This is a genomic window from Rheinheimera texasensis (genome assembly GCF_964031785.1).
Lineage (GTDB): Bacteria > Pseudomonadota > Gammaproteobacteria > Enterobacterales > Alteromonadaceae > Pararheinheimera > Pararheinheimera texasensis_A.
The window spans coordinates 160,576-182,511 of sequence record NZ_CAXIRE010000024.1 but is presented as its reverse complement, the minus strand read 5'-3'; the positions used below and the strand labels follow the sequence as shown (position 1 = coordinate 182,511).

Annotated in this window: 24 protein-coding genes; 5 read left to right on the top strand and 19 right to left on the bottom strand. The window is 53.3% G+C overall.

The annotated features are described in order from the left end of the window. The first annotated feature begins 41 nt into the window (after positions 1-41). Positions 42-1,766 carry a proline--tRNA ligase gene (locus ABNT34_RS19435; protein ID WP_348734560.1) on the top strand — a complete coding sequence of 575 codons (1,725 nt, stop codon included), beginning with the start codon at positions 42-44 and terminating at the stop codon, positions 1,764-1,766. Positions 1,767-1,906: 140 nt separating this feature from the next. Then, entirely contained in the window at positions 1,907-2,203 is a 297-nt protein-coding gene (locus ABNT34_RS19430) for a DUF6170 family protein (RefSeq protein ID WP_348734559.1), read from the top strand. A gap of 84 nt (positions 2,204-2,287) precedes the next feature. Here ABNT34_RS19430 and ABNT34_RS19425 read toward each other — a convergent pair whose 3' ends face one another. From ABNT34_RS19425 to ccmA, 11 genes are all read right to left on the bottom strand, one after another. Beyond that, positions 2,288-3,784: a peptide MFS transporter gene (locus tag ABNT34_RS19425; RefSeq protein WP_348734558.1), complete on the bottom strand. Its 1,497-nt coding sequence runs from the start codon at positions 3,782-3,784 to the stop codon at positions 2,288-2,290. A gap of 195 nt (positions 3,785-3,979) precedes the next feature. Next, entirely contained in the window at positions 3,980-4,720 is a 741-nt protein-coding gene (locus ABNT34_RS19420; protein WP_348734557.1) for a VacJ family lipoprotein, read from the bottom strand. 130 nt (positions 4,721-4,850) lie between these two features. Further along, positions 4,851-6,107 carry a c-type cytochrome biogenesis protein CcmI gene (gene ccmI, locus ABNT34_RS19415; protein WP_348734556.1) on the bottom strand — a complete coding sequence of 419 codons (1,257 nt, stop codon included), beginning with the start codon at positions 6,105-6,107 and terminating at the stop codon, positions 4,851-4,853. A gap of 6 nt (positions 6,108-6,113) precedes the next feature. After that, on the bottom strand, positions 6,114-6,611 hold the full coding sequence (locus ABNT34_RS19410; protein WP_348734555.1) for a cytochrome c-type biogenesis protein: 498 nt from the start codon (positions 6,609-6,611) through the stop codon (positions 6,114-6,116). Next, a complete protein-coding gene (locus tag ABNT34_RS19405; RefSeq protein WP_348734554.1) occupies positions 6,601-7,185 on the bottom strand; it encodes a redoxin family protein in 585 nt (194 codons plus the stop codon). The genes ABNT34_RS19410 and ABNT34_RS19405 overlap by 11 nt, the downstream gene beginning before the upstream one ends. Beyond that, positions 7,178-9,142, bottom strand: a complete 1,965-nt coding sequence (locus ABNT34_RS19400) for a heme lyase CcmF/NrfE family subunit (RefSeq protein ID WP_348734553.1) — start codon at positions 9,140-9,142, stop codon at positions 7,178-7,180. Before ABNT34_RS19400 ends, ABNT34_RS19405 begins: the two co-directional genes overlap by 8 nt. Next, positions 9,142-9,624, bottom strand: coding sequence for a cytochrome c maturation protein CcmE (ccmE, locus tag ABNT34_RS19395; protein WP_348734552.1), 483 nt, complete (start codon positions 9,622-9,624; stop codon positions 9,142-9,144). The genes ABNT34_RS19400 and ccmE overlap by 1 nt, the downstream gene beginning before the upstream one ends. After that, entirely contained in the window at positions 9,621-9,830 is a 210-nt protein-coding gene (ccmD, locus tag ABNT34_RS19390; RefSeq protein ID WP_348734551.1) for a heme exporter protein CcmD, read from the bottom strand. The genes ccmE and ccmD overlap by 4 nt, the downstream gene beginning before the upstream one ends. Then, positions 9,817-10,569, bottom strand: a complete 753-nt coding sequence (locus ABNT34_RS19385) for a heme ABC transporter permease (RefSeq protein ID WP_348734550.1) — start codon at positions 10,567-10,569, stop codon at positions 9,817-9,819. The genes ccmD and ABNT34_RS19385 overlap by 14 nt, the downstream gene beginning before the upstream one ends. 1 nt (position 10,570) lies before the next feature. Further along, the gene (ccmB, locus tag ABNT34_RS19380) at positions 10,571-11,245 is read right to left on the bottom strand and encodes a heme exporter protein CcmB (protein WP_348734549.1); all 675 of its coding nucleotides are present in this window, start codon (positions 11,243-11,245) and stop codon (positions 10,571-10,573) included. Next, complete coding sequence (gene ccmA / locus ABNT34_RS19375; RefSeq protein WP_348734548.1) at positions 11,245-11,865, bottom strand: cytochrome c biogenesis heme-transporting ATPase CcmA; 621 nt, start codon at positions 11,863-11,865, stop codon at positions 11,245-11,247. Before ccmA ends, ccmB begins: the two co-directional genes overlap by 1 nt. 106 nt (positions 11,866-11,971) lie before the next feature. On the opposite strand from ccmA, the gene ABNT34_RS19370 reads away from it, so the two are divergent. Together ABNT34_RS19370 and ABNT34_RS19365 are read left to right on the top strand one after the other, a co-directional pair. Then, on the top strand, positions 11,972-13,936 hold the full coding sequence (locus tag ABNT34_RS19370; RefSeq protein ID WP_348734547.1) for a hypothetical protein: 1,965 nt from the start codon (positions 11,972-11,974) through the stop codon (positions 13,934-13,936). Next, positions 13,933-14,235 carry an EscU/YscU/HrcU family type III secretion system export apparatus switch protein gene (locus ABNT34_RS19365; RefSeq protein WP_348734546.1) on the top strand — a complete coding sequence of 101 codons (303 nt, stop codon included), beginning with the start codon at positions 13,933-13,935 and terminating at the stop codon, positions 14,233-14,235. Before ABNT34_RS19370 ends, ABNT34_RS19365 begins: the two co-directional genes overlap by 4 nt. Before the next feature lie 13 nt (positions 14,236-14,248). Here ABNT34_RS19365 and ABNT34_RS19360 read toward each other — a convergent pair whose 3' ends face one another. After that, on the bottom strand, positions 14,249-15,520 hold the full coding sequence (locus ABNT34_RS19360; protein WP_348734545.1) for an alpha/beta hydrolase-fold protein: 1,272 nt from the start codon (positions 15,518-15,520) through the stop codon (positions 14,249-14,251). Between the two features lie 174 nt (positions 15,521-15,694). On the opposite strand from ABNT34_RS19360, the gene ABNT34_RS19355 reads away from it, so the two are divergent. Further along, a complete protein-coding gene (locus ABNT34_RS19355) occupies positions 15,695-15,889 on the top strand; it encodes a hypothetical protein (protein WP_348734544.1) in 195 nt (64 codons plus the stop codon). 84 nt (positions 15,890-15,973) lie between these two features. Here ABNT34_RS19355 and ABNT34_RS19350 read toward each other — a convergent pair whose 3' ends face one another. The 7 genes from ABNT34_RS19350 to ABNT34_RS19320 form a co-directional block, all read right to left on the bottom strand. After that, positions 15,974-17,002 carry a MotB family protein gene (locus ABNT34_RS19350; protein ID WP_348734543.1) on the bottom strand — a complete coding sequence of 343 codons (1,029 nt, stop codon included), beginning with the start codon at positions 17,000-17,002 and terminating at the stop codon, positions 15,974-15,976. Further along, a complete protein-coding gene (locus ABNT34_RS19345; RefSeq protein WP_348734542.1) occupies positions 16,977-17,738 on the bottom strand; it encodes a flagellar motor protein in 762 nt (253 codons plus the stop codon). Before ABNT34_RS19345 ends, ABNT34_RS19350 begins: the two co-directional genes overlap by 26 nt. Before the next feature lie 45 nt (positions 17,739-17,783). Then, positions 17,784-18,734, bottom strand: a complete 951-nt coding sequence (gene rluB / locus ABNT34_RS19340) for a 23S rRNA pseudouridine(2605) synthase RluB (protein WP_348734541.1) — start codon at positions 18,732-18,734, stop codon at positions 17,784-17,786. A 39-nt stretch (positions 18,735-18,773) separates the two neighbouring features. Continuing rightward, a complete protein-coding gene (gene scpB / locus ABNT34_RS19335) occupies positions 18,774-19,343 on the bottom strand; it encodes an SMC-Scp complex subunit ScpB (protein WP_348734540.1) in 570 nt (189 codons plus the stop codon). A gap of 62 nt (positions 19,344-19,405) precedes the next feature. After that, a complete protein-coding gene (locus tag ABNT34_RS19330; RefSeq protein WP_348734539.1) occupies positions 19,406-20,233 on the bottom strand; it encodes a segregation/condensation protein A in 828 nt (275 codons plus the stop codon). Between the two features lie 11 nt (positions 20,234-20,244). After that, positions 20,245-20,865, bottom strand: a complete 621-nt coding sequence (locus tag ABNT34_RS19325) for an L-threonylcarbamoyladenylate synthase (RefSeq protein ID WP_348734538.1) — start codon at positions 20,863-20,865, stop codon at positions 20,245-20,247. 85 nt (positions 20,866-20,950) lie between these two features. After that, the gene (locus tag ABNT34_RS19320; RefSeq protein WP_348734537.1) at positions 20,951-21,865 is read right to left on the bottom strand and encodes a PHP domain-containing protein; all 915 of its coding nucleotides are present in this window, start codon (positions 21,863-21,865) and stop codon (positions 20,951-20,953) included. Positions 21,866-21,936: the final 71 nt, after the last annotated feature.

The following is a 21,936-nucleotide window of genomic DNA, read 5'->3' as shown; positions in this document are numbered from 1 at the left end:
GAATAGGGCCAAATTATTTGTATTTCAGAGTGAACTCAGCAATGCGCACCAGTCAGTACCTGTTATCCACCTTAAAAGAAACGCCGGCCGATGCCGAGATTATCAGCCATCAGTTGATGCTGCGTGCCGGCATGATCCGTCGTGAAGCATCCGGCATGTACACCTGGCTGCCAAACGGTATCCGGGTGCTGCGCAAAGTTGAAGCCATTGTGCGCGAGGAAATGAATAAAGCCGGCGCTATTGAAGTGCTGATGCCGATGGTACAACCGGCTGAACTCTGGCAGGAATCTGGCCGCTGGGAAAAAATGGACGCAGAATTACTGCGTTTTAAAGACCGCCACCAGCGCGACTTTGTGCTTGGTCCAACCCATGAAGAAGTCATCACCGACCTGGTGCGCAAAGAAGTCAGCAGCTACAAACAACTGCCACTGAATTTATATCAAATCCAGACCAAATTCCGCGACGAACGCCGGCCACGTTTTGGTGTGATGCGCGCACGTGAATTCCTGATGAAAGACGCTTACTCTTTTCACCTGAGCCAGGAATGTCTGGAAAAAACTTATCAGGCGATGTATCAGGCTTACAGCAATATCTTTACCCGTTTGGGCCTCGAATTCCGTCCGGTCTTAGCTGACACCGGCGCCATCGGTGGTGCCGTTTCGCACGAATTCCACGTGTTGGCCTCATCGGGTGAAGATGCGATTGTGTTTTCTGATGCCAGCGACTACGCCGCCAACATCGAAAAAGCCGAAGCGCTGGCGCCAGCGACGCCACGCCCGGCAGCTACAGCCGCAGTGACTGAAATCGCCACGCCAAATGCCGGCACTATTGCTGAAGTTGCGGCATTACTCTCAGTCGATGCCAGCCAAATTATCAAAACCCTGCTGGTGTACGGTGAACCTGTGGACGACAAAGGCCCGCAGCCACTGGTCGCGCTGTTATTACGCGGTGACCATGAGTTAAACGAAATCAAAGCTGAAAAACTGGCAGGCATCCAAAGCCCGCTGACTTTTGCCTCTGAAGCTGATATCCGTGCCGTCACCGGCGCATCTGCCGGTTCGCTGGGTCCGGTTGGCCTGTCCATCCGCATCGTTGCTGATCGCAGTGCAGCTGTCGCCGCTAACTTTGTTTGTGGTGCCAACAAAGATGGTTATCACTTAACCGGTGTTAATTTCGACCGTGACATCGCGCAATATGAAGTGGCAGATCTTCGCAACGTCGTTGAAGGCGATCCAAGCCCTTGTGGCAAAGGCAACTTAGTGATTAAACGTGGTATTGAAGTCGGGCATATCTTCCAGCTCGGCGACCGTTATGCCGCAGCGATGAAAGCCGGCGTGCTGAACGAAGAAGGCAAACATCAGATCATGACGATGGGCTGTTATGGCGTCGGTGTGTCCCGTATTGTCGCGGCGGCGATTGAGCAGAACCACGACCAATACGGCATCATCTGGCCAGCGGCCATTGCACCGTTCCAGGTCGCTTTAGTGCCGATGAATATGCACAAATCGGTGCGCATTCAGGACACCGCCGAAGCACTGTACAAAGCACTGACCGCGGCCGGTGTGGAAGTGTTATTCGATGACCGTAAAGAGCGCCCAGGTGTGATGTTCGCTGATATGGAACTGCTCGGAGTGCCGCATCATATCGTGATTGGTGAGCGCAATCTGGACGAGCGTCTGGTCGAATACAAAAACCGTCGCAGCGGCGAAAAATCGCTGTTGGCGATTGATGACGTGGTAACAGAGATTTTGGCCAAACTCGCTTAACCTGAGGCTACATCATGCAAAGGCCGGCGTACCGGCCTTTGTTATTTCCGGCGACGCGGTTTTTGGCGGGATTGATTCTGGCTAATCTGCGGCAGCCACTACCGCGTATAACCGGTAAATTGATTGAATAAAGGTATGTTATGTTCTGGAACAGTCGTGCTTTACCTGAACTGCAGCAACTGAACTTCCGTGACCGCATGGCGGTGTTGCGCCGGGCCGCCGATCAGCTGCCGACGCCACAGAAGCTTATCCTCAATATCTGGAAGCTTTGTGTGTTGATCCCACCTTTTATGCTGATCGCCCGCGCTGACACCATCTGGCAAGGCCTTGGTTTTGCGCTGGCGCTGGTACTGCTGTACCCGCTGCTGACAAGGCCCGTCACTTTTGCTTTAGTGCGGCCTTTATTGGCGCAGGCGCGGCGGCAGTTGCAGTTGTAAATACGCCCCACACGGCCCTGAATTGGGCATAAAAAAAGCGCCAACCGGCGCTTTTTTTATTCGTTTACGATTAAAGCTGCAGCGTTATTTCACGCCATGCATCAGTTTATTAATCAGCGGCGAAATCAGCAGCAGCACGATAGCAGCGCCTAACAACAGGTAGAAGCTGAAGCTAAAGCCTGCTAACGCAGATTCGACTGTCATGCCGGTTTCACCGGAAATTTCACCGGCCAGCAAGCCTGATAAGTTGTTACCAGTCGCCACCGACAAGAACCAGGCGCCCATTGCCAGGCCAACATAGCGCACCGGTGCCAGCTTGGTCACCATCGACAGACCTATCGGCGACAGGCACAACTCACCAATGGACTGCAGCACATAACACAGCACCAGCGGCCACATTGGGATCAGGCCATTGCCATCCACCAGTTGGGTCAAGGCGAACATCAGCACTAAAAAGCCTAAAGCGTTGCCCAACAAACCTAAGCCAAACTTAAATGGGATAGTTGGCTCCATTTTACGTTTACTGGTGAAGTACCAGACCGCACTGATAATTGGGGCAAACACAATGATGGCAAGTGAATTGACTGACTGGAACCAGCCGGTCGGGAAAATAAAACTGGCATCGCCGAATACATCGCGATTCACCAGGTTCTGCGCCAGGAAGTTAAACGAGCTGCCGGCCTGCTCAAAGAACATCCAGAAGGTCACATTAAAGCCGAACAACAGCAACAGCGCGCAGACGCGGTGCATTTGCACAGTACCGTTTTGTTTACCTTCGACCAACAGCATCAGCGCGACGATGACAAACAGCACACCCAGCACCCAGGCCAATGTTTGTGCGCCCATACCGGCCATCAGGAAATAAACAGTAGGCACTGCCACGACTACACCGGCAATCACATAAGCCAGCATTTTGCCGGCTGGTTTATCTTCCGGCACCATGCCGATACCTTTTAACTGGGCACGGCCGATATAAAACCAGATGGTGCTTAACAACATCCCCACACCAGCAGCGCCAAACACTGCTTTGTAGTTCTGATGTTGTGGCGTGCCAAAAATTTCACTGGCTAACCAGCCGGTAATTAACGGTGACAACATACCGCCGAGGTTAATCCCCATATAAAAAATGGTGAAACCACGGTCACGACGGTCATCACCTTGTTCATACAGCTGACCAACCAGCGAAGAAATATTCGGCTTAAACAGACCGTTACCAACCACAATCACCGCAAGGCCCAGCAGGAACAGCTCAAGGCTTGGGATCATGATCATAAAGAGACCGATCGACATCACCACAGCGCCGAGTAAGATCGAACGCTGGTAACCAATCACCCGGTCCGCGACATAACCGCCGAAAATAGCGGTGGCATACACCAGCGCCAGGTAAGCGCCGTAATAACGGCTGGCGTCAGCTTCGCCGGCGGCATTACCTTCATAAAACTGCGCGACGATATACAGCGTTAACGCCCAGCGGATGCCGTAGAAGGCAAAACGTTCCCAGAACTCTGCCATGAATAACATCCACAGCGGTTTGGGGTGGCCCCACAGCGTATCAAATTGTTTAGCTGCTACGTGATTCATCGGCAGCTCCGGTTCATCTTGCAGCACAGCAGCGCAGGCTGTGGCTGAGTCACAGGGGATTGGGTCATGGTGGTTTCCTGTTTCTAATAATTATAAGACGCGGGTGTTTCTGATTTTTGCCAGCCGTTTATACCGCAGCTGAGCAGAAATGAAAAGCCGGGCTGCACTGGTCAGCCCGGCTGTTGCGGCAACCGGCTATTCGATAAAGGCTTCTAACGCCTCTTCATCGACTTCAGCCTGCGGCGGATTGCCGTCATATTGTTTGTAATCCTGACGCTGGAAATAAGCATCACGGACAAACAGATAAGGATCAAGTGAATCGTTTAACAGCTTTTCCTGTGCCATCAGCTGTTCGCGGCCATCGAGCGCGCTAATGACAAAGCGGCCAATCGACAGTGGTGTGTTTAATAACGCCAGCGGGAAATACAGGTTATCAACGACCCGGCCTGTGGCGTCGCGCACTGTGGTTGGGCCCATGCCCGGCACCATCAGATAAGGGCCGTGGCCGACTCCCCAGACGCCCAGCGTCTGACTGAAATCTTCGTTTTGCAACGGTAATTCAAAATGTGAGGCCACATCAAAGAAACCCAGCACGCCGACGGTGCTGTTGACCAGAAAACGGCCGGCCGAAATGGCTGAGCTTTTTGGTTTGCCTTGCAACACAGCATTGATAAAACTGGCCGGTTCATCGAGGTTTTGTACCATATTGGCCAAACCGGTGCGCACTGGTTTTGGCGTCACTGTCATATAACCAACTGTGGCCGGACGCAGCAAATACGGGTCGAGATATTCGTAGTTTAAGGTCCAGGTCTTGCGGTTGACCGACTCCAGCGGGTCCCGCGGGTCATTGGATGCCGTCTCGGCCGATTCTGGTTTGCTGGCACAACCTGCCAGTAACAGCGTCAGCAGCAGCGCTGCAGTTTTAATGAAATGCATGTTGCGTCCTGTTGCAATAAGAAAAAAAGGCGCGGGATTATACCCTGCGCCGCTATCGCGGATCACTGCTCACTACAGTTTTTGCGCGATTTTGCCGTATTTTCACTCAGTTATTAATGCTTGTCGGTGGTCAGAAACTCAAATCGACCTGCTGCGGCGTTGCCGACAAGCTTAATGCCGCCGATTTTAGCTGCAAATCAGTCGGGTCCGGCGTGGCTGAACCGCTGCGGCTGATACGCGCCCCCACTGTGACGCTTTTCACTGCGGATAAGTTCCAACCGCTTTGCATGCTGTGGCTGTTATCGAGCTGAACCTGCATGGTGCCGGCTTTCACCGTCAGTTTTTGCACGGCAACCGGCAACGGCATGCCTTCGGTGGCGCGGGCAAACACAAACAAAGTCGCACCGGCATTGGCATCAGCAACCGCCTGCGGAATGGTCAAAGTCACTGTTAACACAGGGCCAGCCGGTGTTTCGGCGCTTTGCTGCTCTGCTTGTTGCTGAGACATTTGCTGTTGAGGCGCTTGCTGTTGCGGCATATGTTGTTGAGACGCTAGCTGCGCCAACTGTTGTTGCACCTGAGCATAACGCGGGTCGTCTTTGGGCAATTGTGCCAGTAACACTTCCCAGGCGGCGCGGGCTTCTTTGACATCACCACGCTGCTGGGCGATTAAAGCCAACATCGACAGCGCATCGATATTACCGGCATCTTTACTCAGCACCACACCTAAACTTTTTGCGGCTTTTTTGACATTGTCTTCCGAGCCTTCGACCAGCAATGCCTGAGCATAGCTAATCAGCAAGTTGGTACGCTCCGGCGTCATACTCAATGCTTTTTCAAAAGCTTCAATGGATTCCGGCACCTGGCCCTGGCTAAACCAGATGCGGCCTAATACAAACCAGGCCACTGCATCATCGCCGCTGTCAGCGAGTTTGGTGCGCAGCGCCAGCGCAAACTGCGACAGTTCTGCTTCATTGAGCGCTTCGCCTTTACCCAGCAAGGCCCGTTCGCCAAAACCAGCCAGATTGTCCTGCGCCTGTTGCCAGTGCTGCAACTCACGATATTGTCCGGTCAACGCATAACCAGCCGCTGTCAAAATAAGTAACAAGCCAAACGCCAGCCAGCCACTACGGGTTGACTGGCCCTGCAATTGTTGTGCGTCCGGCAATGGCGCCAGAAATTGACTTTTAAGCTCCGCCGCCGCGAGCGCAAAATCCTGCTCGGACAGCTCCCCCTGCTCGCGGGCATCAGATAGCAGCGCCAGCTTTTCGGCAAACAAACTTTTGCGGTCCAGTTGCTGGCCGGCTTTCATCTGCCGTGGCCAACATAACATCAACGCAGATACTGCCAGCAACAGGGCCGCCACTATCGCTAAATTCATCAACATGGCCTGTTACTCCTTCGGCTGCTGCCGGTTGGCGGCGGTCGCTTCGTCAATCATTGCTTGTAGCTGCGCATCTAAGTCGCTGTGGTCAGACGGCTCATTGGCATTGTCAACAATAGCGGTTTGACTGCTGTTGCTGCGGCGAAACACAGTCCAGCCCAGCGACAGCACTGCCAGCAGCGGCAATAACCACAACAACACAGTACTGAGCTGAAACGGCGGCTGATAATGCACAAAATCACCGTAGCGCTGTTTCATGTAGTCGATCACTTCGTCATGACTTTGGCCTTGACGCACCAGCTCCAGCGTTTTATTACGCATATCGACTGCAACCACAGCGTTAGAGTCGGCAATATTCTGATTCTGACATTTCGGACAACGCAGCTCAGCGGTCAGCTGACGATACAGCTGTTGTTGTTCAGCAGATTCAAACTGCAGCAACTCTTCGGTCGCGCTGGCCGGCAACGCCAACAACAACGCAGTCAACAGCAATCCATTAAGGCGCATCGCTGCCTCCTTGCTGTAATTGCTGATAGAGCTGCTGAATTTTCGGCCAGTTCTGTGGGTTAATATCCCCCACATGGTGATGACGGATCACGCCGTTACGGTCGATTAAAAAGGTCTCAGGTGCGCCGGTCACGCCTAAATCAAAAATCAGCGAGCGTTTTTCATCGACGATATTTAACAGATACGGGTCACCCTGCTCCGCCAGTTTATCCTGCACATCCAGACGTAATTTATTGATATCAAAAGTATCGCCAAAACTTGCATCGACCGGCTGCACATAATAAAGCCCGACGATTCTGACACCCTGCTGACGTAACTCAGTTAAAAAGCCAAGCTCAGCATTACAGGTCGGGCACCACAAACCCCAGACGTTTAGCAGCGTCACTTCGCCTTTTAAATCGGCTGCCGTCACTAATCGTGTCGGTTGTTGTAGATCTGGCAATGAAAACGCCGGCAGCGACTTTTCAATGAGTGCCGAGCCGTGGTCGCGTGGGTCGGAAAAAAGCCCGCTCAACAAAAACAGGGACAGCGCTAAAAAAGCCGCCAAAGGCACATAAAACATCGCTTTACGCATGGGCTTGTGCTCCTGTGTCCGCCTTCACGGCTTTACGCCGGTAACGTTTATCCGACAACGACACCAGGCCACCCAAAGCCATCAGAATGGCACCAAGCCAAATCCAACGGACATAAGGTTTGACATAAACCCGTAGCGCCCAGGACGGGCCGGATAATTCTTCACCCAGTGCCACATATAAATCACGGCTTAAGCGCGCATGCACCGCAGCTTCGGTCATCACAGCACGCGTCACCGGATAAAAGCGTTTCTCGGCGTGCAGATGCGTGACTTTTTCGCCGTGTTGGAACACTTCCAGCTCTGCTGCCTGACCACCGTAATTCGGGCCATTTAATGCATAGACTTCACTGAGCATAAAGGTGTAGCCATTGAGTTCGACACTGTCGCCAATCTTCATCCGCACATCTTTTTCGACGCTGAAGGTTTTGGTCATCGCAATACCGACCACCAACATGGCAAAACCCAAATGCCCCAGCACCATGCCCCAGTGACTGGCCTGCAGTTTAAATAAACCGGGCACACCACCGAGCTGGGCGGCTTTTTGCTGAATTTCGCCGATAGTCGCCATAGTCACCCAGGCGCCCAATAACAGGCCGAGCAGCGCCAGATTGGCGGCCGGGCTCTGGTACATGCTAAGCACGCCCACAGCCAGCACTAAAGCACCGACCAGCCACAAACCCAGCGGCTTTAACAGTGGTTGCCATTGCTGTTGTTTCCAGCGCACCCAGGGCGCGAGGCCCAGTAGCAGCGCAAAAGGAATAGCCAGATACTGGAAAATCGAGTTAAAAAACGGCTCGCCAATGGAGATAGAACCCAGCCCCAGCTCTTTGTGAAACAGCGGATACAAAGTGCCGAGAAACACCACCAGCGTGGCGGTCAACAAGAAGACGTTATTGCCCCACAGCAGCACTTCGCGTGAAAACAGCTGATAACGCGCCTGAGAGCGCACCGCATGCATACGCAGGCCGTACAGCAACAGCGAGCCACCGACTACAACCAGCAAAAACGCCAGCAGAAACAAACCGCGGCTCGGATCTGTGGCAAAAGCATGCACAGACACCAGTACCCCAGAGCGCACTAAAAAAGCCCCGAGCAGGCTTAACGAAAACGCTGCAATGGCTAAAAGCACGGTCCAGGATTTAAATGTGCCGCGTTTTTCCGTGACCGCCAATGAATGGATTAAAGCGGTACCGACTAACCAGGGCATCAGAGAAGCGTTTTCCACCGGATCCCAGAACCACCAGCCGCCCCAGCCCAATTCGTTGTACGCCCACCAGCTGCCCAGCATGATGCCGAGCGTTAAAAACAACCAGGCGGCTAATGTCCAGGGCCGCGCCCAGCGCGCCCAGTTGGCGTCAAAACGCCCACCCAGCAATGCTGCGATGGCAAAAGCAAAAGACACGGCAAAACCGACGTAGCCCATATACAGCAACGGCGGATGGATGATCATGCCAAAATCCTGTAGCAGCGGATTGAGGTCACGGCCATCAACCGGGAAAAACGGCAAAGTGCGTTCATAGGGGTTCGACATCAGCAGCACAAAGGCATAAAAACCGACGTTAACAAAACCCAGCACACCAAGAATACGGCCCTGCAAAATCAGTGGCAGGCTGTTCGACAACAACGCGACTGCCGCTGTCCAGCCGGACAACATTAACACCCATAACAACATCGAGCCTTCATGCGAACCCCACACCGCCGTTAAGCGGTAATACCAGGGCAACATGCTGTTGGAGTTATTGGCGACATAAGCCACAGTGAAGTCGTTGATCCAAAAGGCATAACAGAGTGCGGCGAACGACACTGCGGTCAGTAAAAACAATAACACCGCGGCCGGGCGGGCTAATAACACCGGGCCAGCGGCACCTTTATAACTGCCGTAGAGTGGAAATAACGCCAGGATCAGCGATAAAGCGAGGGCAAAACAAAGCGCGAGATGTCCGACTTCAGCAATCATCAGGGCGTACCTGCCGGGTAAGTTTGTTTCGGTGCCACATGTTTGATGCCTTTGACGGCTTCAGCAACTTCAGGTGGCATATAGTTTTCATCGTGTTTGGCCAGCACTTCAGTGGCCTGAATATTGGTGGCATCCAGCAAAGTTCCTTGCGCGACAATACCCTGCCCTTCGCGGAACAAGTCCGGCAAAATGCCGTCGTAATGCACGGTGACAATGGGGCCGGTGTCGACCAGATCGAAGCTGACTTTCAGGCTGTGTTCGTCGCGGCGCACTGAGCCTTTGACCACCATGCCACCAATGCGCAGGCGTTGCCCGACCACCGGTTTTTTCTTCTCTTCGCCAAGACCATCAATCAGCTGTGACGGCGTATAAAACAAATCGACGTTTTCGTTCAGCGCATACAACATCGCGCCGACGCCGCCACTTAATAACACCAGAATACCGCTGACGGCCAATAGCCGCTGTTTACGACGTGGATTCATTGTTGCTCCTGCGTATGTTGCCGCACCCGGTCTTCACGGGCGGCGCGACTCGCCTGTTGCTGAATAAACTGTTGTTGTTGTCTTTTGCTGTAAACACCCAGCGCCAATAACACAGCGACACTGCCGCCAAACGACAGCCAGACAAAAAAGCCATAACCGCCCATCGCCAGAAAATCGGCAAAGGAGGCAAAATTAAACTGTGGCATGTTGCTGCTCCTGTACATATTGCCGTACCCAGGGCCGGTGCGCTTCATGCTGCAATATCGCGGTGCGCAGCCGCAAACAGGTTAAAGCGCCAAACAACAGCGCAAAACCCAGAATACAAATCAGCAGCGGCCAGAGCATCGACGGGTCCATCGACGGTTTGGCAAATTTGGTAATAGTGGCGCCCTGATGCAGCGTATTCCACCACTCCACCGAGTAGTGAATAATCGGCAGATTGACCACACCAACCACCGCCAGCACGGAAGCCGCTTTGTCACCGGTCTGACGGTCGGCAAAGGCGTTTTGCAGCGCCATTACGCCTAAAAACAAAAACAACAGAATTAGTTCAGAAGTTAAACGCGCATCCCAGACCCACCAGGTGCCCCACATCGGTTTGCCCCAGGCTGCACCGGTAAAAAGCGCAATCAGCGTATACACAGCACCAATCGGCGCCATAGCGCCAATGGCCCACTGTGCAGTTTTCACCTGCCAGACTAAGGCGATAAAAGCTGCGATCGCCATCCAGGCGTAGACGCCCATCGACCAAATCGCGGCCGGCACATGCACGTGAATAATGCGGTAGGAATCACCTTGCTGATAATCCGCCGGCGTGAACCCCAGGCCCCAAACCGTGCCCAGCAGTAAGACCACAACAGACAGCGGCATTAACCAACGTTGCCACCAAAGTAAGGTTGCAAATAACACTTGTGGTTTTGCATATGGATCAAGCCACTTAAACATATCACCCCACGTTCAGTTTTAATGCTTTTTGTACCGCAAGCGGCACCAGCGCCAGCGCCACACATAACATCGCAGCCAGTACGGCCAGTTGCGCCTGATAGTTCAGGCCAAAGCTTGCCTGCTCCACCGCTGCGCTGGCGAAAATCAGTAACGGAATATACAGAGGCAGAATAATCAGCGCCAATAAAATCCCGCCTTTGTCGGCGGACAAGGTCAACGCCGCGCCGAGTGCCGACAGCAGACTTAACAGTGGCGTGCCAAGCAATAAAGTCAGCACCACTGCGGTTAAAGCCTCGGCCGATAAACCGAGAAACAGCGCCAGCAGCGGCGACACTACAATCAGCGGCAAGCCACTGCCCAGCCAGCCGGCAGCGATTTTTGCCAGGCTGTAACCGAGCAACGGCGAACGCGCGGCGACTAATTGTTCTAACACACCGTCGCGATAGTCCTGGCGGAACTGGCGTTCGGCGCCTAATAACACCGACAACAATGCCGCTATCCAAATCACGCCAGGCGCGATTTCGCGTAATAAATTCGGTTTGGCACCGACACCAAGTGGGAATAAAGTCAGGATAATAATGAAGAATAACAAGGGGTTGACCCAGTCGGCTTTTTGCCGGGCTAAGAGTTTCAGTTCCCGTTGAAAAGTAGCGCGAAATACGGCGACATGGCTCATTACCAGCGGTACTCCAAAGTCAGTTGGCGCACAGGATGGCCCGGTACTTCAACCGGCTGGTGTGACGTCAGCAACACAGCACCGCCTGCAGCACAATGCGCGGCCATGCGCCTGGTCAAGGCCGCGATGGCACTTTGGTCCAGCGCGGTAAAGGGCTCATCTAAAATCCAGATTTGCGCTGTGGTTAACCAGAGCCGCGCCAACGACACCCGGCGTTGTTGGCCGGCGGATAATTGCTGACAAGGGATATCTTCAAGGCCAGCTAAACCCAGCTGAGCCAATAATACCCAATCATCCGCTGGTGTTAAGGCAAAACAGGCACGCCAGAAGGCGAGGTTTTCCAGTGCGGTGAGCTGGGGCTGCACACCGGCCAGATGGCCGATAAAACAAAGATTATCGGCATAATCATCGGCACTTTGCGACAAAGGTTGTTGTTGATACCAAATCTCGCCGTCTTCCGGGTCGGAAAGACCAGCCAGAATACGCAATAATGAGCTTTTCCCCGCGCCGTTTTTGCCGGCAATTTGCAGCACTTCGCCGGCATGCAATTGCAGATCGAGCTGTTCAAACAGCACTCGATCCTGACGGATGCAGCTTAATTGACGGGCAGACAATAACATCAGCAACTACGACCTGTGGACGCGGAAAAAAACGCGGGCATATTAGCATATTGGCGTTAGAATACGAATGTGCGTTCACTCTGCGGACAGGCTAAGCGCCTGAAATATGAACCAGATCAATATCGACAGTCTGCTGCAAATTGGCAGTGGTGCAAAAATTGAACAAAGCCTGAAGCTGGACTCGTCGCAGCTGTATCAGGCCTTGCTGCAAATTGGCCGCGACCAGGACGCCCGCCTCAGCATTCAGACACCACAAGGGCCGTTGCAAGTGGCACTCCCCACCAACACGGCGCAGCAGATTTTGCAAACGGCGCAGCAACTGATAGCGGCCGCGACGCCAGCCACCCAGAACACGGCCCCCCAGAACATGGCCAGCGCGCAAAGCAGCAATGCCGCCAGGGACGATGCCGTCGGTACAGGCTCCCCTCCTGCCACCGGCAAAGCCACTGAAACCAGAGTTTTTGTCCAGTTGCAGCCACTGGGCACCGATCAAATCCAGCTGACGTTACGTCTGGCCGGTAAAACGCTGACCATTCCATTGCAGGCTGCGCAACTACTGCAGTTGTTGCAGCAACCGGCCCCAAGCCCACAGCAGCATTTCAGTGTGCAGGCGCAGCAACAAAGTGCCAAATCAGACAATCTGAGCATGCAGTGGCCAGTGCAGGTATCGCGTCAGGGCCAGCAGTTACAGATCCAACTTGGGCAAGGCCAGCCGCTGCTGATTGACCTCACCGCGTTACCAGAAGCGAAACACTGGCCAGAACAACAAGTGCAACCCGCCCGTTTGCAAATGAGTGCGGAGCAAGGCCAGCTTAAAATCAGCTTGCAGTTAGAACCACAGCGCAAATCTACAGGGGCAACACCCCAAGCCGCTGCGGCGGATAATCCGATCACTTCACATGCAAAAACGCGCGACACTGAAAGCAGCCATTTCCCTGTGTTATTAAAACCTGCCATTGTGCAGCAACTGTTGCCGCAGTTGGCCAAAGCGAGCTGGCCGGAACAGCTTGGCAGCGAAGTGAAACACTGGTTGGCGCAGGCAAAAGTTCAGGGGCCGGCGCAGAGTGTGCAAAGTTGGCAGTGGCAATTAAAACAACCGGCAGCGCAGCAAATCCAGCTTGAGCTGACGCCGCAGGCTGAAGCGCGGCAGCTGAAGCTGTCGGTCAGTGAAATCAGCCGACCATTTCAGTTTTTACCGGTTCAATCCGGCACTACTGCGGCGTCACAGCAGCTGCAAACGGACAGTCGCGATTTATGGCGGCAATGGCTGCCACTGAGTCAAAGTTCAGCTGACCTGTTAGCTGACAGCCCGGCATTGCCGGCAGCAGTCCGGCAGGTGTTACAGGAGCTGCGCGCCCAACATCCGGATGCTGCCAAACTACAAAACCAACAACAATTGATGCAACAAATTAACGCAGCGCTGCAGTTCAGCCCGCTGCAAACACCAACACAGCCAGCCAGTGTCGCCGGCGGGCTGGCCATTGCAATTCAACTGTTACTCGGTAGGTTAGGCGCACAGCTACCGGCAGAGCGGCAAAATCCGCCGCAAAAAGAAAAACTGCAGCAATTGATTGGCCAGCTCGATCGCAGCCAGAGTGCCCAGTTGCTGCGTCAGTTGTCCGGCCACAGCAGCCAACTGCAAAGCGCGCAAATTGCCAATCTGGAGCAACAGGCCACACCGGCGCAGCCGCAAAGGCCGGAACAACTGCTCATTCAGCTGCCGCTGTTGCAAAACGGTGCCAGCCGCTTTGCTGAACTGGCCGTCAGCGAACGCGAAGCCGAAGGCGCCGAGCAGCGCAGCGGCCAACGTTGCTGGCAGCTGACGATGAAGTTCGATTTAGGTCAGCAAGGTGAGATGCTGGTACAGGTCCGGCTGATTGGCAAAGAAGTCAGCCTGCAGTTTTACGCCGATAATGAAAAAACTGTGTTGGATACCGGGCAATTTTTACCGCTGTTTAAAGACCGCCTGACGATGCAAGGCTTACAGGTTGCCGAAGCCGGCTGCCAGCTTGGTAAAATTCCGGACCATCTGTATCAGCGTGGCACCAGTTTATTGCAGGTGCGGGTATGAGTGACAAACCACAAAGCGCCGTCGCGCTGCATTATGACGGCAAAAATGCGCCTAAAATCATCGCCAAAGGTCATGGCGACCTCGCTGCCGACATTATCGCACTGGCACGCGAGCATGGCGTGTTGATCCACGAAGACGAGCAACTGAATCAGCTACTGCAACGGATGGAACTGGGTGACCAAATCCCGCCGGAGCTTTATGTACTGATCGCCGAACTCATCGCTTTCTCTTACGTACTACAGGGCAAATTTCCGGAAAACTGGGTCAATATTCATCAAAAGATTGATTTTAAAAGCTGAAGCACAGGCGCCTTCAGCGGTAAGTTCCCGGTTCCAGTTCCTGATATTCCCAGGGTTCCAGCTGCTGCGAGATAACCAGCGCTTCGGCCTGTTGCTGATACTGCAGGGCAAGCTTGGGTTGCTGCAAAGCGGCATAAGCATCCGCCATTTGTTTGTGCCAGTCGTGATACTCAGGTTGTGGCGCCTGTTGCAGCAACTGCAGCGCCAATTTGGCCTGTTGTTTTTTCAGCAGCACTTTTGCCAGTTGTACCCGCAGTTCGCTACTACTGCCGGGTAGCCTTTGCTCCGTTTGTTGCAATAACTGTTCGGCCTGCGGCCATTGGTTACTGACCCACAGATACTTGGCGATAGTGTAAGCCTGCAGCCAGTCATACTGATAACCGGCCCAGTGCTGGCGCCTCTTGGCAAAATAATCCAGCACGGCAGCGTAATCGGAAAACTGCAGGAGCTGGGCAAAATCGACAAAATGGCCGGCAAAATCCCATTGTAGCGCAGCGGTCAGCGCCGGCAGCGCCATGCTGTAATGCGTCTCTGCCGGGAAATGCGCAAATTGCCATTGCAACTTCGCCGGCGCCTGCTGCTGCAATTGACTGCGCAGTTCCTGCACGCCCATACCCTCTTCATTGGCCAGACTGATAAACAAACGCGACGCCGGCAATGTTGTCAGAGCCGCGCGCGAAAAGCGGCTAACGATCGATTGATTATCCAGCCAGACGCTTGGGCTTAACGCATAAAACGCCGAGTAGGTGCCCTCACCTTGCAACAGGGCTTGTAAGCTCAATAATCCGCCGAGCGAATAGCCCAATAAGGCTTGTTGACCGCTGGTCCGATACTGCGTGTTGATCACTGGCTGTAGTTCAGAGCGCAGATATTGCAGCATCGCTTCCGCACCGCCAGAACCGGGCAAATCTGCAGTCAGCCAACTGGTTTTATGCTGATAATCACTGGTGCCGTTGGTGGCAACACCCACCACTATCAGCGGCGCTATGCGGCCGGCGCGCGCCAGTTGCCTGACTGTTGCTGCGACATGTTCAAACTGAAAATCAGCATCAATCAGATACAACACGGCATACCGACGCGTAGAACTTTGATAACGTTCCGGCAAGCTCACCTGATAACGGCGTTGTTGTTGCAACACCGTCGAGTAATGGCTGTGCTGGCTGTCGGCCAGAGATGCGGCCAGAGCCAGCGGCGACACAAATAATCCGCTCAGCCAGCAAAAAAGCACCAGGCTGCAGCGCAGTGCCCGGTATAGAGATATTGCTTCTTCCTGTTTATTACACATCGTTTATGTTCCTGTGACAGTCTGCTTGCAAGGTCGCAGTGCATCATGCCATAGCAAAAAAATAAATTGAGTGGAAAATGCGTAGCTTAGCTTCCCAAAGCACTGGTCGGATCACACATCTGTACAAAAAAACGTCTAACGTTACAGTTCTGTCAATTAAACAGGAGGCCAATGATGAACGTACAAGAGCTCAAATTAGGCATGGTGTGTCAAAGCAAAAAAGGCGCCGGCGTGGTTAGCTGGATTGACGCGCAGGACAGAGCAGTTTATCTGTCAGACTTACATGATCAGAGCCGGCATTTCGCGGTCAGCTTTGATGAGTTACAGGACGAACCGCAAATTCATCAAAGCTCAGACATTTATTATTGACCCTTGCCGGTCAGGATTTACTGCGTTGAACCCGCTGCAATTGCACAGTTGTCAACAATAACGCCAGCCAACCAGGCTGGCGTTTTAATTGGAACCCGCTTTGCTGTTTTCCGCCGGTTTAGGTGTTGCTGCAGACTGATTTGACGGTTGCTTGACAGGCTGCGGTGCTGCGCCAGGCTGCTCCGCACCAGCAGGTTTCGCTGTTCCAGTCGATTTGGCCTTATCCGCAGGCTTGACATCGATAGTGCCGCCTTCATCCACACTTCCCTGCAAAATCGCAATTTCTATCCGGCGGTTTTTCGCACGGTTTTCGGCAGAGTCATTTGGGAAACGGGGCTTCGTATCAGCACGGCCTTGTGCTATCACCCGATGTCCGTCTAATGCATGATGATGCAACATCTGTTCGACCACCGCGACAGCGCGTAATGCCGACAGCTGCCAGTTACTGGTATAGAGGCCTTCAATGTCACTGATACTGTCATCGGTATGCCCGGTTACAGTGATCTCACCCGGCACATCGGCCAGCACTGCAGCTATATCATTCAGCACCGGCTTAAACTGTGGCTGCAAATTCGCTGAACCGGCCGGAAACAGGCCTTTGTCGTTGATCCGGATAATGATCTGCTGACCAAGCGCTTCAATCTCTACCCGCTTGTTATCCAGACTGTTACGCAGTTTCCCCAGCAATTCGTCCTGATCTTTTTGCTGACTGAGTAACGCGGCGGTTTCGTCTTTGTGTAAATCGATGGGTGCACTGATTTTGGCGTTGCCGACGTTTAAATCTATTGCTTGTTCCGGAATAGGCGGCGCTTCACTGGCAATCAGCTGCGCCGGGGTTTCTTCTTTGGTTTCAACGGCAACATCTTTTTGTTTGTCCAGAATACCGTTACCGCCCTCTAACACCGGCGAGCCTGAAGGCCGCGAAATCAGGCCAACCTGGCCCATCGAATCCATAAAGGCTTTGACCATGGCGTTGTATTCAGATTGTTTCGCCATCGCAAAGGAATACAACACCACAAAGAGCGCAAACAATAACGTCATGTAGTCGGCAAAGGACACCAGCCAACGTTCATGATTCTCCGGCGGTTCAGGCTTCTTTGCTTTCTTTGCCACCATGGCCTCCGACATAACCATCTAAGCGAGATGCCAGCTGCTGGGGTGAGACACCATCAGCAATACTGCCAATCGCGACCAGCGTCATCATGTTGTAGTGTTTGATTTCATGGGCAAATAATTTAACCCGGTTGCCAAAGGGTAAAAACAGCAGGTTGGCGAAAGCCACACCATAAATAGTGGCGACAAAAGCGACCGCGATACCCCCGCCGAGCTCATCAGGCTTATCCAGCAGACCCATGGCATGGATCAACCCCAGTACCGCGCCGATAATCCCCATCGTCGGAGCATAGCCCCCCATGGCTTCAAAAAACTTGGCAGTCAGCTCAACATCTTCATATTCAAATTCAATGTCATCTTCAAGCGTATCGATAATGCGGTCTTTATCAAAACCGTCGACCAGCATTGACAGGCCTTTTTTCAGGAAAGGATCTGGCAAGTCATCCAGCTTTTCTTCCAGCGCGAGAAAACCACCTTTGCGCGCCAGATTGGCCAATTCCTGTAGCAACAGACTGCGCTCAAGTAAGTCCCGCTTTGGCGGCAGAATAAACCAAATAAAGCGTTTACCGACGCCGCCCACCACATGGAACGGAAACTGGGTCAGGGCGGCACCAAAGGTCGCGCCAACCACAATTAAAAAGGCGGGTAAATTCAGTAAGGCGCCCGGGTGGCCGCCTTCAAGCAAATTGCCGCCGATAATACAGGCGAGCGCCACAAAAATTCCGATAAAACTCATGTATTCTCCTGTATTAAAACAGCGGATTGCATTGTTAGTGCCGGTTTAGATCCGGGTGCGGCTTTTGCCTTTAAACGGGGTTTTGCCCGGCTTTTTCTCATCGCTGCGGGCTTTTTCCGTTTTTGGTTTAGGTGCCGGCTTTTCACCTTTCTCGACCAGCTTCTGATTGACCTGATGTTTACGCACCGCGCGTTTTATCGATGCCATGCGGCGGCGGCGTTCATCCCGGTCTTCCGGCTTCGCCAGCGATTCAGTTTCCAGTGACAAATGCACCAGCTTACGCAGGTAGTTTACGTCTTCCAGACCAAATTCGGTGTAACCACCGGCCGGTAAATGTTTTGGTAATAACAAATCGCCATAACGGATGCGGATCAAACGGTTGACTACAGTGCCCTGTGATTCCCACATCCGGCGCACTTCCCGATTGCGGCCTTCAGTCAACACTACATTAAACCAGCGGTTAACACCTTCGCCACCCATGGCTTTGATTTTTTTGAAGTTGGCTTTGCCGTCTTCCAGTTCAACCCCAATGCGCAAACGCTGAATAATAGCATCATTGACTTCACCAAAAACCCGCACTGAGTATTCGCGTTCCACTTCAAATTTCGGATGCATTAAACGATTCGCCAGCTCACCGTCGGTAGTGAACAGTAATAAACCTGAAGTATTAATATCGAGGCGGCCTATCGCAATCCAACGGGCGCCACGGATATTGGGTAAGCGGTCAAAAACGGTCGGACGGCCATCCGGATCGGTGCGGGTACAAATTTCACCTTCCGGTTTGTGATAAGCGATGACGCGGCAGACTTGTTCTTCTTCCGCCGCCAGTTTGACCGGGTGGCCATCGACACGCACCAGCTGATTCGGATTAATCCGGTCGCCCAGATGGGCGACTTTGCCATCGACGGTGACACGGCCGGCACTGATAAATGTTTCCATTTCACGGCGCGAGCCGACGCCACTGCGGGCCAGGACTTTTTGTAACTTTTCACTCATGTTTGCGACTCCTCAGTCATCTCGACTGTGTTTAAAGATTTAGTGTTCAGGATTTGATTTAAATAAAGGCCCAAGCGGGGCCAGTTCCGGTAATGGCGGCAGCTGATCCAGCCGTTTCACGCCAAAATAATCGAGAAATTCCTTGGTGGTGGCATATAAACCGGGCCGGCCTGGCACTTCTTTGTGCCCCACCACTTTGACCCAGCCGCGGTCGAGCAAAGTGCGCATGATCTGGCTGCTGACCGACACGCCGCGTACTTCTTCAATTTCGCCGCGGGTAATAGGCTGGCGATAAGCAATCAGCGCCAGCGTCTCTAAGACAGCTCTGGAATAACGCGGTGAACGTTCAGGCCAAAGCTTTGCAAGATAAGGGCTCCACTCTGGTCTGGTCTGGAACTGCCAGCCGCTGGCGGTTTCCACCAAACCGATGCCGCGGCCCTGATAGTCCTGCTCCAGTCGGGTCAAAGCCGCCTGCAGACGTTTTTTACTGAGCTGAAAATCCGCCAGCACCGTGTCCAGCAGCTCAGTCTGGCTCAGCGGTTTCTCGCTGGCAAATAAACAGGCTTCTAATAGCTGGACCAGCTGATCATCCTGAATTTTTGTCGCCATCTGCGCACCTTCTGTTCACCCCGTCACGGCCACCTGTTCAGGTGGGCCAAAACGGCCGCTTATTATGCCAATTTCAGGTGGATCTGACCATAAGATTCCACCTGCGTCAGTGTGATGAGCTTCTCTTTGACCAGCTCCAGCACGGCTAAAAATGTCACGACCACGCCTTGCCGGCCTTCCTGTGCGGCAAAACACTGGCCAAAAGCCAGCACCGGCTGCTGACGCAGCAATTCGAGAATGCGGCTCATCCTCTCCCGCGTCGACAGCTGTTCTTTTTTAATCTGATGATGCTGAAAATCTTTGGTGCGCTTGAATACATCCTGCAGCGCCAGCACCAATTCAGCGAGGCTCACTTCTGGCTCTATGACATAAGGCGCAAAGTTGTCGGCCAATGCAGCGTGTGTCTGGAAAAAATCCCGTTCCTGGCGTGGCATCGCATCGAGCTGGGTTGCGGCCAGTTTAAACTGCTCATACTCCTGCAGCCGGCGTACTAATTCTGCGCGCGGGTCCACTTCTTCACTTTGTTCCGCTTCACGTTTGGGTAACAGCAACCGCGATTTAATTTCCGCCAGCATTGCCGCCATCACCAGATATTCAGCGGCCAGTTCAAAATTCAGCTCCTGCATCAGGTTGATATATTCCATGTACTGCAGCGTGATTTCATTGACCGGTAAATCAACAATATCAAATTTGTGGCGGCGAATAAGGTACAGCAAAAAATCCAGCGGACCTTCAAAGGCCTCTAACAAAACTTCGAGCGCATCGGGCGGAATAAACAAATCTTCCGGCCGCTCGAGCACCGCTTCACCGCGGACAAACGCCAGCGGCAACACTTGTTGCACGGTCAGCGAGCTGAGTGTTTCTGCCTCGGTCTGATTTGTTAAAGACATAAACCGGGCTGCTATAAAAATGGCTGCACGGCGCCGGCGCCTTCGCGCACCACCACCGGATGGTCGTCGGACAAATCAATCACCGTGGTCGGGTGACCGGCCAGAATGCCGCCATGCAGGATTAAATCGACCTGACGCTCGAGCTGGTCACGCATTTCCTCTGGATCCGATTCAGCAAATTCACGGCCTGGCAAAATCAGTGAGCTGGACATTAGTGGCTCGCCTAATTCAGCCAAAAGCGCCAAGGCGATTTTGTGATCCGGAATGCGCAGACCAACAGTTTTTTTCTTTTCATTGAGTAAACGCCGTGGCACTTCTTTAGTGCCACGCAAAATAAAAGTGTAAGCGCCTGGCGTGTTGTTTTTAATCAGCCGGAACGCGGTATTTTCCACTTTGGCATAAAGAGATAATTCGCTTAAATCGCGGCACATAATAGTGAAATGGTGCTCGCCGCTGATATGGCGGATTTGCAGGATCCGCTCCAGCGCGTTTTTATCACCCAGCTGACAGCCGAGCGCATACCCACTGTCAGTTGGATAAATCACCACCCCACCTTGTTTGATGATATGTACGGCCTGCTTCATCAGCCGGCTTTGCGGCGTTTCCGGATGCACATAAAAAAACTGGCTCATGCCTTTATCCTTATTGCCGGTGGCAAGCATTGAAAATGACTGAAGATCAGCAGCTTAAAACGAATTTGCTGCCTGTTGCTACAGCTTAGCTGCAAAGTTGTGGCTTGTCAGAGCTTTCAGCGGGTGATTCTGGCTGCAGCTCTGGCTGCGGCTTTGGTTGTGGAAAAAGCGCCGGAAATTGTTGCCAGACGGTGCGGATATCATCGGTCAGATAAAGCCCACGGCCTAAATCGCTCCAGTCGGTTGGCTGATGGAAATCCGAACCTTGCGAAGCCACCAGCCCAAATTGCTGGCATAAGCTCCAGACATCACGTTTTTGCACCGGCGTCAGCTGACAGCTCGCCACTTCGGCGGCATCACCACCGGCGCTGGCAAATTCACGCATTAACTTGGTCAGCCATTTGCCATTGAGGTTGTAGCGCAAAGGATGCGCCAGCACCGCAATACCACCGGCGTCATGGATCCACTGCACCGCTTCTACCAGGCTCACCCAGTTATTTGGCACATAACCGGCTTTGCCGCGCGCGAGATAATGTTTAAACACTCCGGCCATCGAGCTGGCTTTGCCAATATTCATCAGATGGCGGGCAAAATGCGTGCGGGTCACAGCGCCGCCGTTGGCCAGCGCCAAAACAGCGTCGAGGCAATCCGGCACATTGTGTTTGGTCAGGCGTCTTGCCATTTCGCGGGCCCGTTCCAGCCGGCGTTCCTGCTGACTGGCCAATCGGTGTTGCAGCTGTGTATCTGTGGGATCGATGGCAAGGCCAACGATATGGATCTCAAATTCGTACCAGCTGGTCGAGATCTCCACGCCGTTCACCAGCTGCAGCGGTAATTGCTGTTCGGCGATAGCGGCATGGGCCGGCGCCAGGCCTAATAAAGTGTCATGGTCAGTGATCGCCAGCACATCGACTTTGCGCTCAATGGCTCTTGCCAGTAATTCGGCGGGGCTGAGCATACCGTCGGAGTAAAAGGTGTGACTGTGCAGATCAAATTTCATGAAAGACTCAATTGACGTGAAGCGCGTTGATTCAGCCGCGCAGAGCTGTCAATTGTGCCACAGAAGCTTGG

Bases quoted from the DNA above. Each gene is read 5' to 3' on its own strand.
- ABNT34_RS19435 (WP_348734560.1), top strand. From the start codon at position 42: ATGCGCACCAGTCAGTACCTGTTATCCACCTTAAAAGAAACGCCGGCC.
- ABNT34_RS19430 (WP_348734559.1), top strand. From the start codon at position 1,907: ATGTTCTGGAACAGTCGTGCTTTACCTGAACTGCAGCAACTGAACTTC.
- ABNT34_RS19425 (WP_348734558.1), bottom strand. From the start codon at position 3,784: ATGAATCACGTAGCAGCTAAACAATTTGATACGCTGTGGGGCCACCCC.
- ABNT34_RS19420 (WP_348734557.1), bottom strand. From the start codon at position 4,720: ATGCATTTCATTAAAACTGCAGCGCTGCTGCTGACGCTGTTACTGGCA.
- ccmI (WP_348734556.1), bottom strand. From the start codon at position 6,107: ATGTTGATGAATTTAGCGATAGTGGCGGCCCTGTTGCTGGCAGTATCT.
- ABNT34_RS19410 (WP_348734555.1), bottom strand. From the start codon at position 6,611: ATGCGCCTTAATGGATTGCTGTTGACTGCGTTGTTGTTGGCGTTGCCG.
- ABNT34_RS19405 (WP_348734554.1), bottom strand. From the start codon at position 7,185: ATGCGTAAAGCGATGTTTTATGTGCCTTTGGCGGCTTTTTTAGCGCTG.
- ABNT34_RS19400 (WP_348734553.1), bottom strand. From the start codon at position 9,142: ATGATTGCTGAAGTCGGACATCTCGCGCTTTGTTTTGCCCTCGCTTTA.
- ccmE (WP_348734552.1), bottom strand. From the start codon at position 9,624: ATGAATCCACGTCGTAAACAGCGGCTATTGGCCGTCAGCGGTATTCTG.
- ccmD (WP_348734551.1), bottom strand. From the start codon at position 9,830: ATGCCACAGTTTAATTTTGCCTCCTTTGCCGATTTTCTGGCGATGGGC.
- ABNT34_RS19385 (WP_348734550.1), bottom strand. From the start codon at position 10,569: ATGTTTAAGTGGCTTGATCCATATGCAAAACCACAAGTGTTATTTGCA.
- ccmB (WP_348734549.1), bottom strand. From the start codon at position 11,245: ATGAGCCATGTCGCCGTATTTCGCGCTACTTTTCAACGGGAACTGAAA.
- ccmA (WP_348734548.1), bottom strand. From the start codon at position 11,865: ATGTTATTGTCTGCCCGTCAATTAAGCTGCATCCGTCAGGATCGAGTG.
- ABNT34_RS19370 (WP_348734547.1), top strand. From the start codon at position 11,972: ATGAACCAGATCAATATCGACAGTCTGCTGCAAATTGGCAGTGGTGCA.
- ABNT34_RS19365 (WP_348734546.1), top strand. From the start codon at position 13,933: ATGAGTGACAAACCACAAAGCGCCGTCGCGCTGCATTATGACGGCAAA.
- ABNT34_RS19360 (WP_348734545.1), bottom strand. From the start codon at position 15,520: ATGTGTAATAAACAGGAAGAAGCAATATCTCTATACCGGGCACTGCGC.
- ABNT34_RS19355 (WP_348734544.1), top strand. From the start codon at position 15,695: ATGAACGTACAAGAGCTCAAATTAGGCATGGTGTGTCAAAGCAAAAAA.
- ABNT34_RS19345 (WP_348734542.1), bottom strand. From the start codon at position 17,738: ATGAGTTTTATCGGAATTTTTGTGGCGCTCGCCTGTATTATCGGCGGC.
- rluB (WP_348734541.1), bottom strand. From the start codon at position 18,734: ATGAGTGAAAAGTTACAAAAAGTCCTGGCCCGCAGTGGCGTCGGCTCG.
- scpB (WP_348734540.1), bottom strand. From the start codon at position 19,343: ATGGCGACAAAAATTCAGGATGATCAGCTGGTCCAGCTATTAGAAGCC.
- ABNT34_RS19330 (WP_348734539.1), bottom strand. From the start codon at position 20,233: ATGTCTTTAACAAATCAGACCGAGGCAGAAACACTCAGCTCGCTGACC.
- ABNT34_RS19325 (WP_348734538.1), bottom strand. From the start codon at position 20,865: ATGAGCCAGTTTTTTTATGTGCATCCGGAAACGCCGCAAAGCCGGCTG.
- ABNT34_RS19320 (WP_348734537.1), bottom strand. From the start codon at position 21,865: ATGAAATTTGATCTGCACAGTCACACCTTTTACTCCGACGGTATGCTC.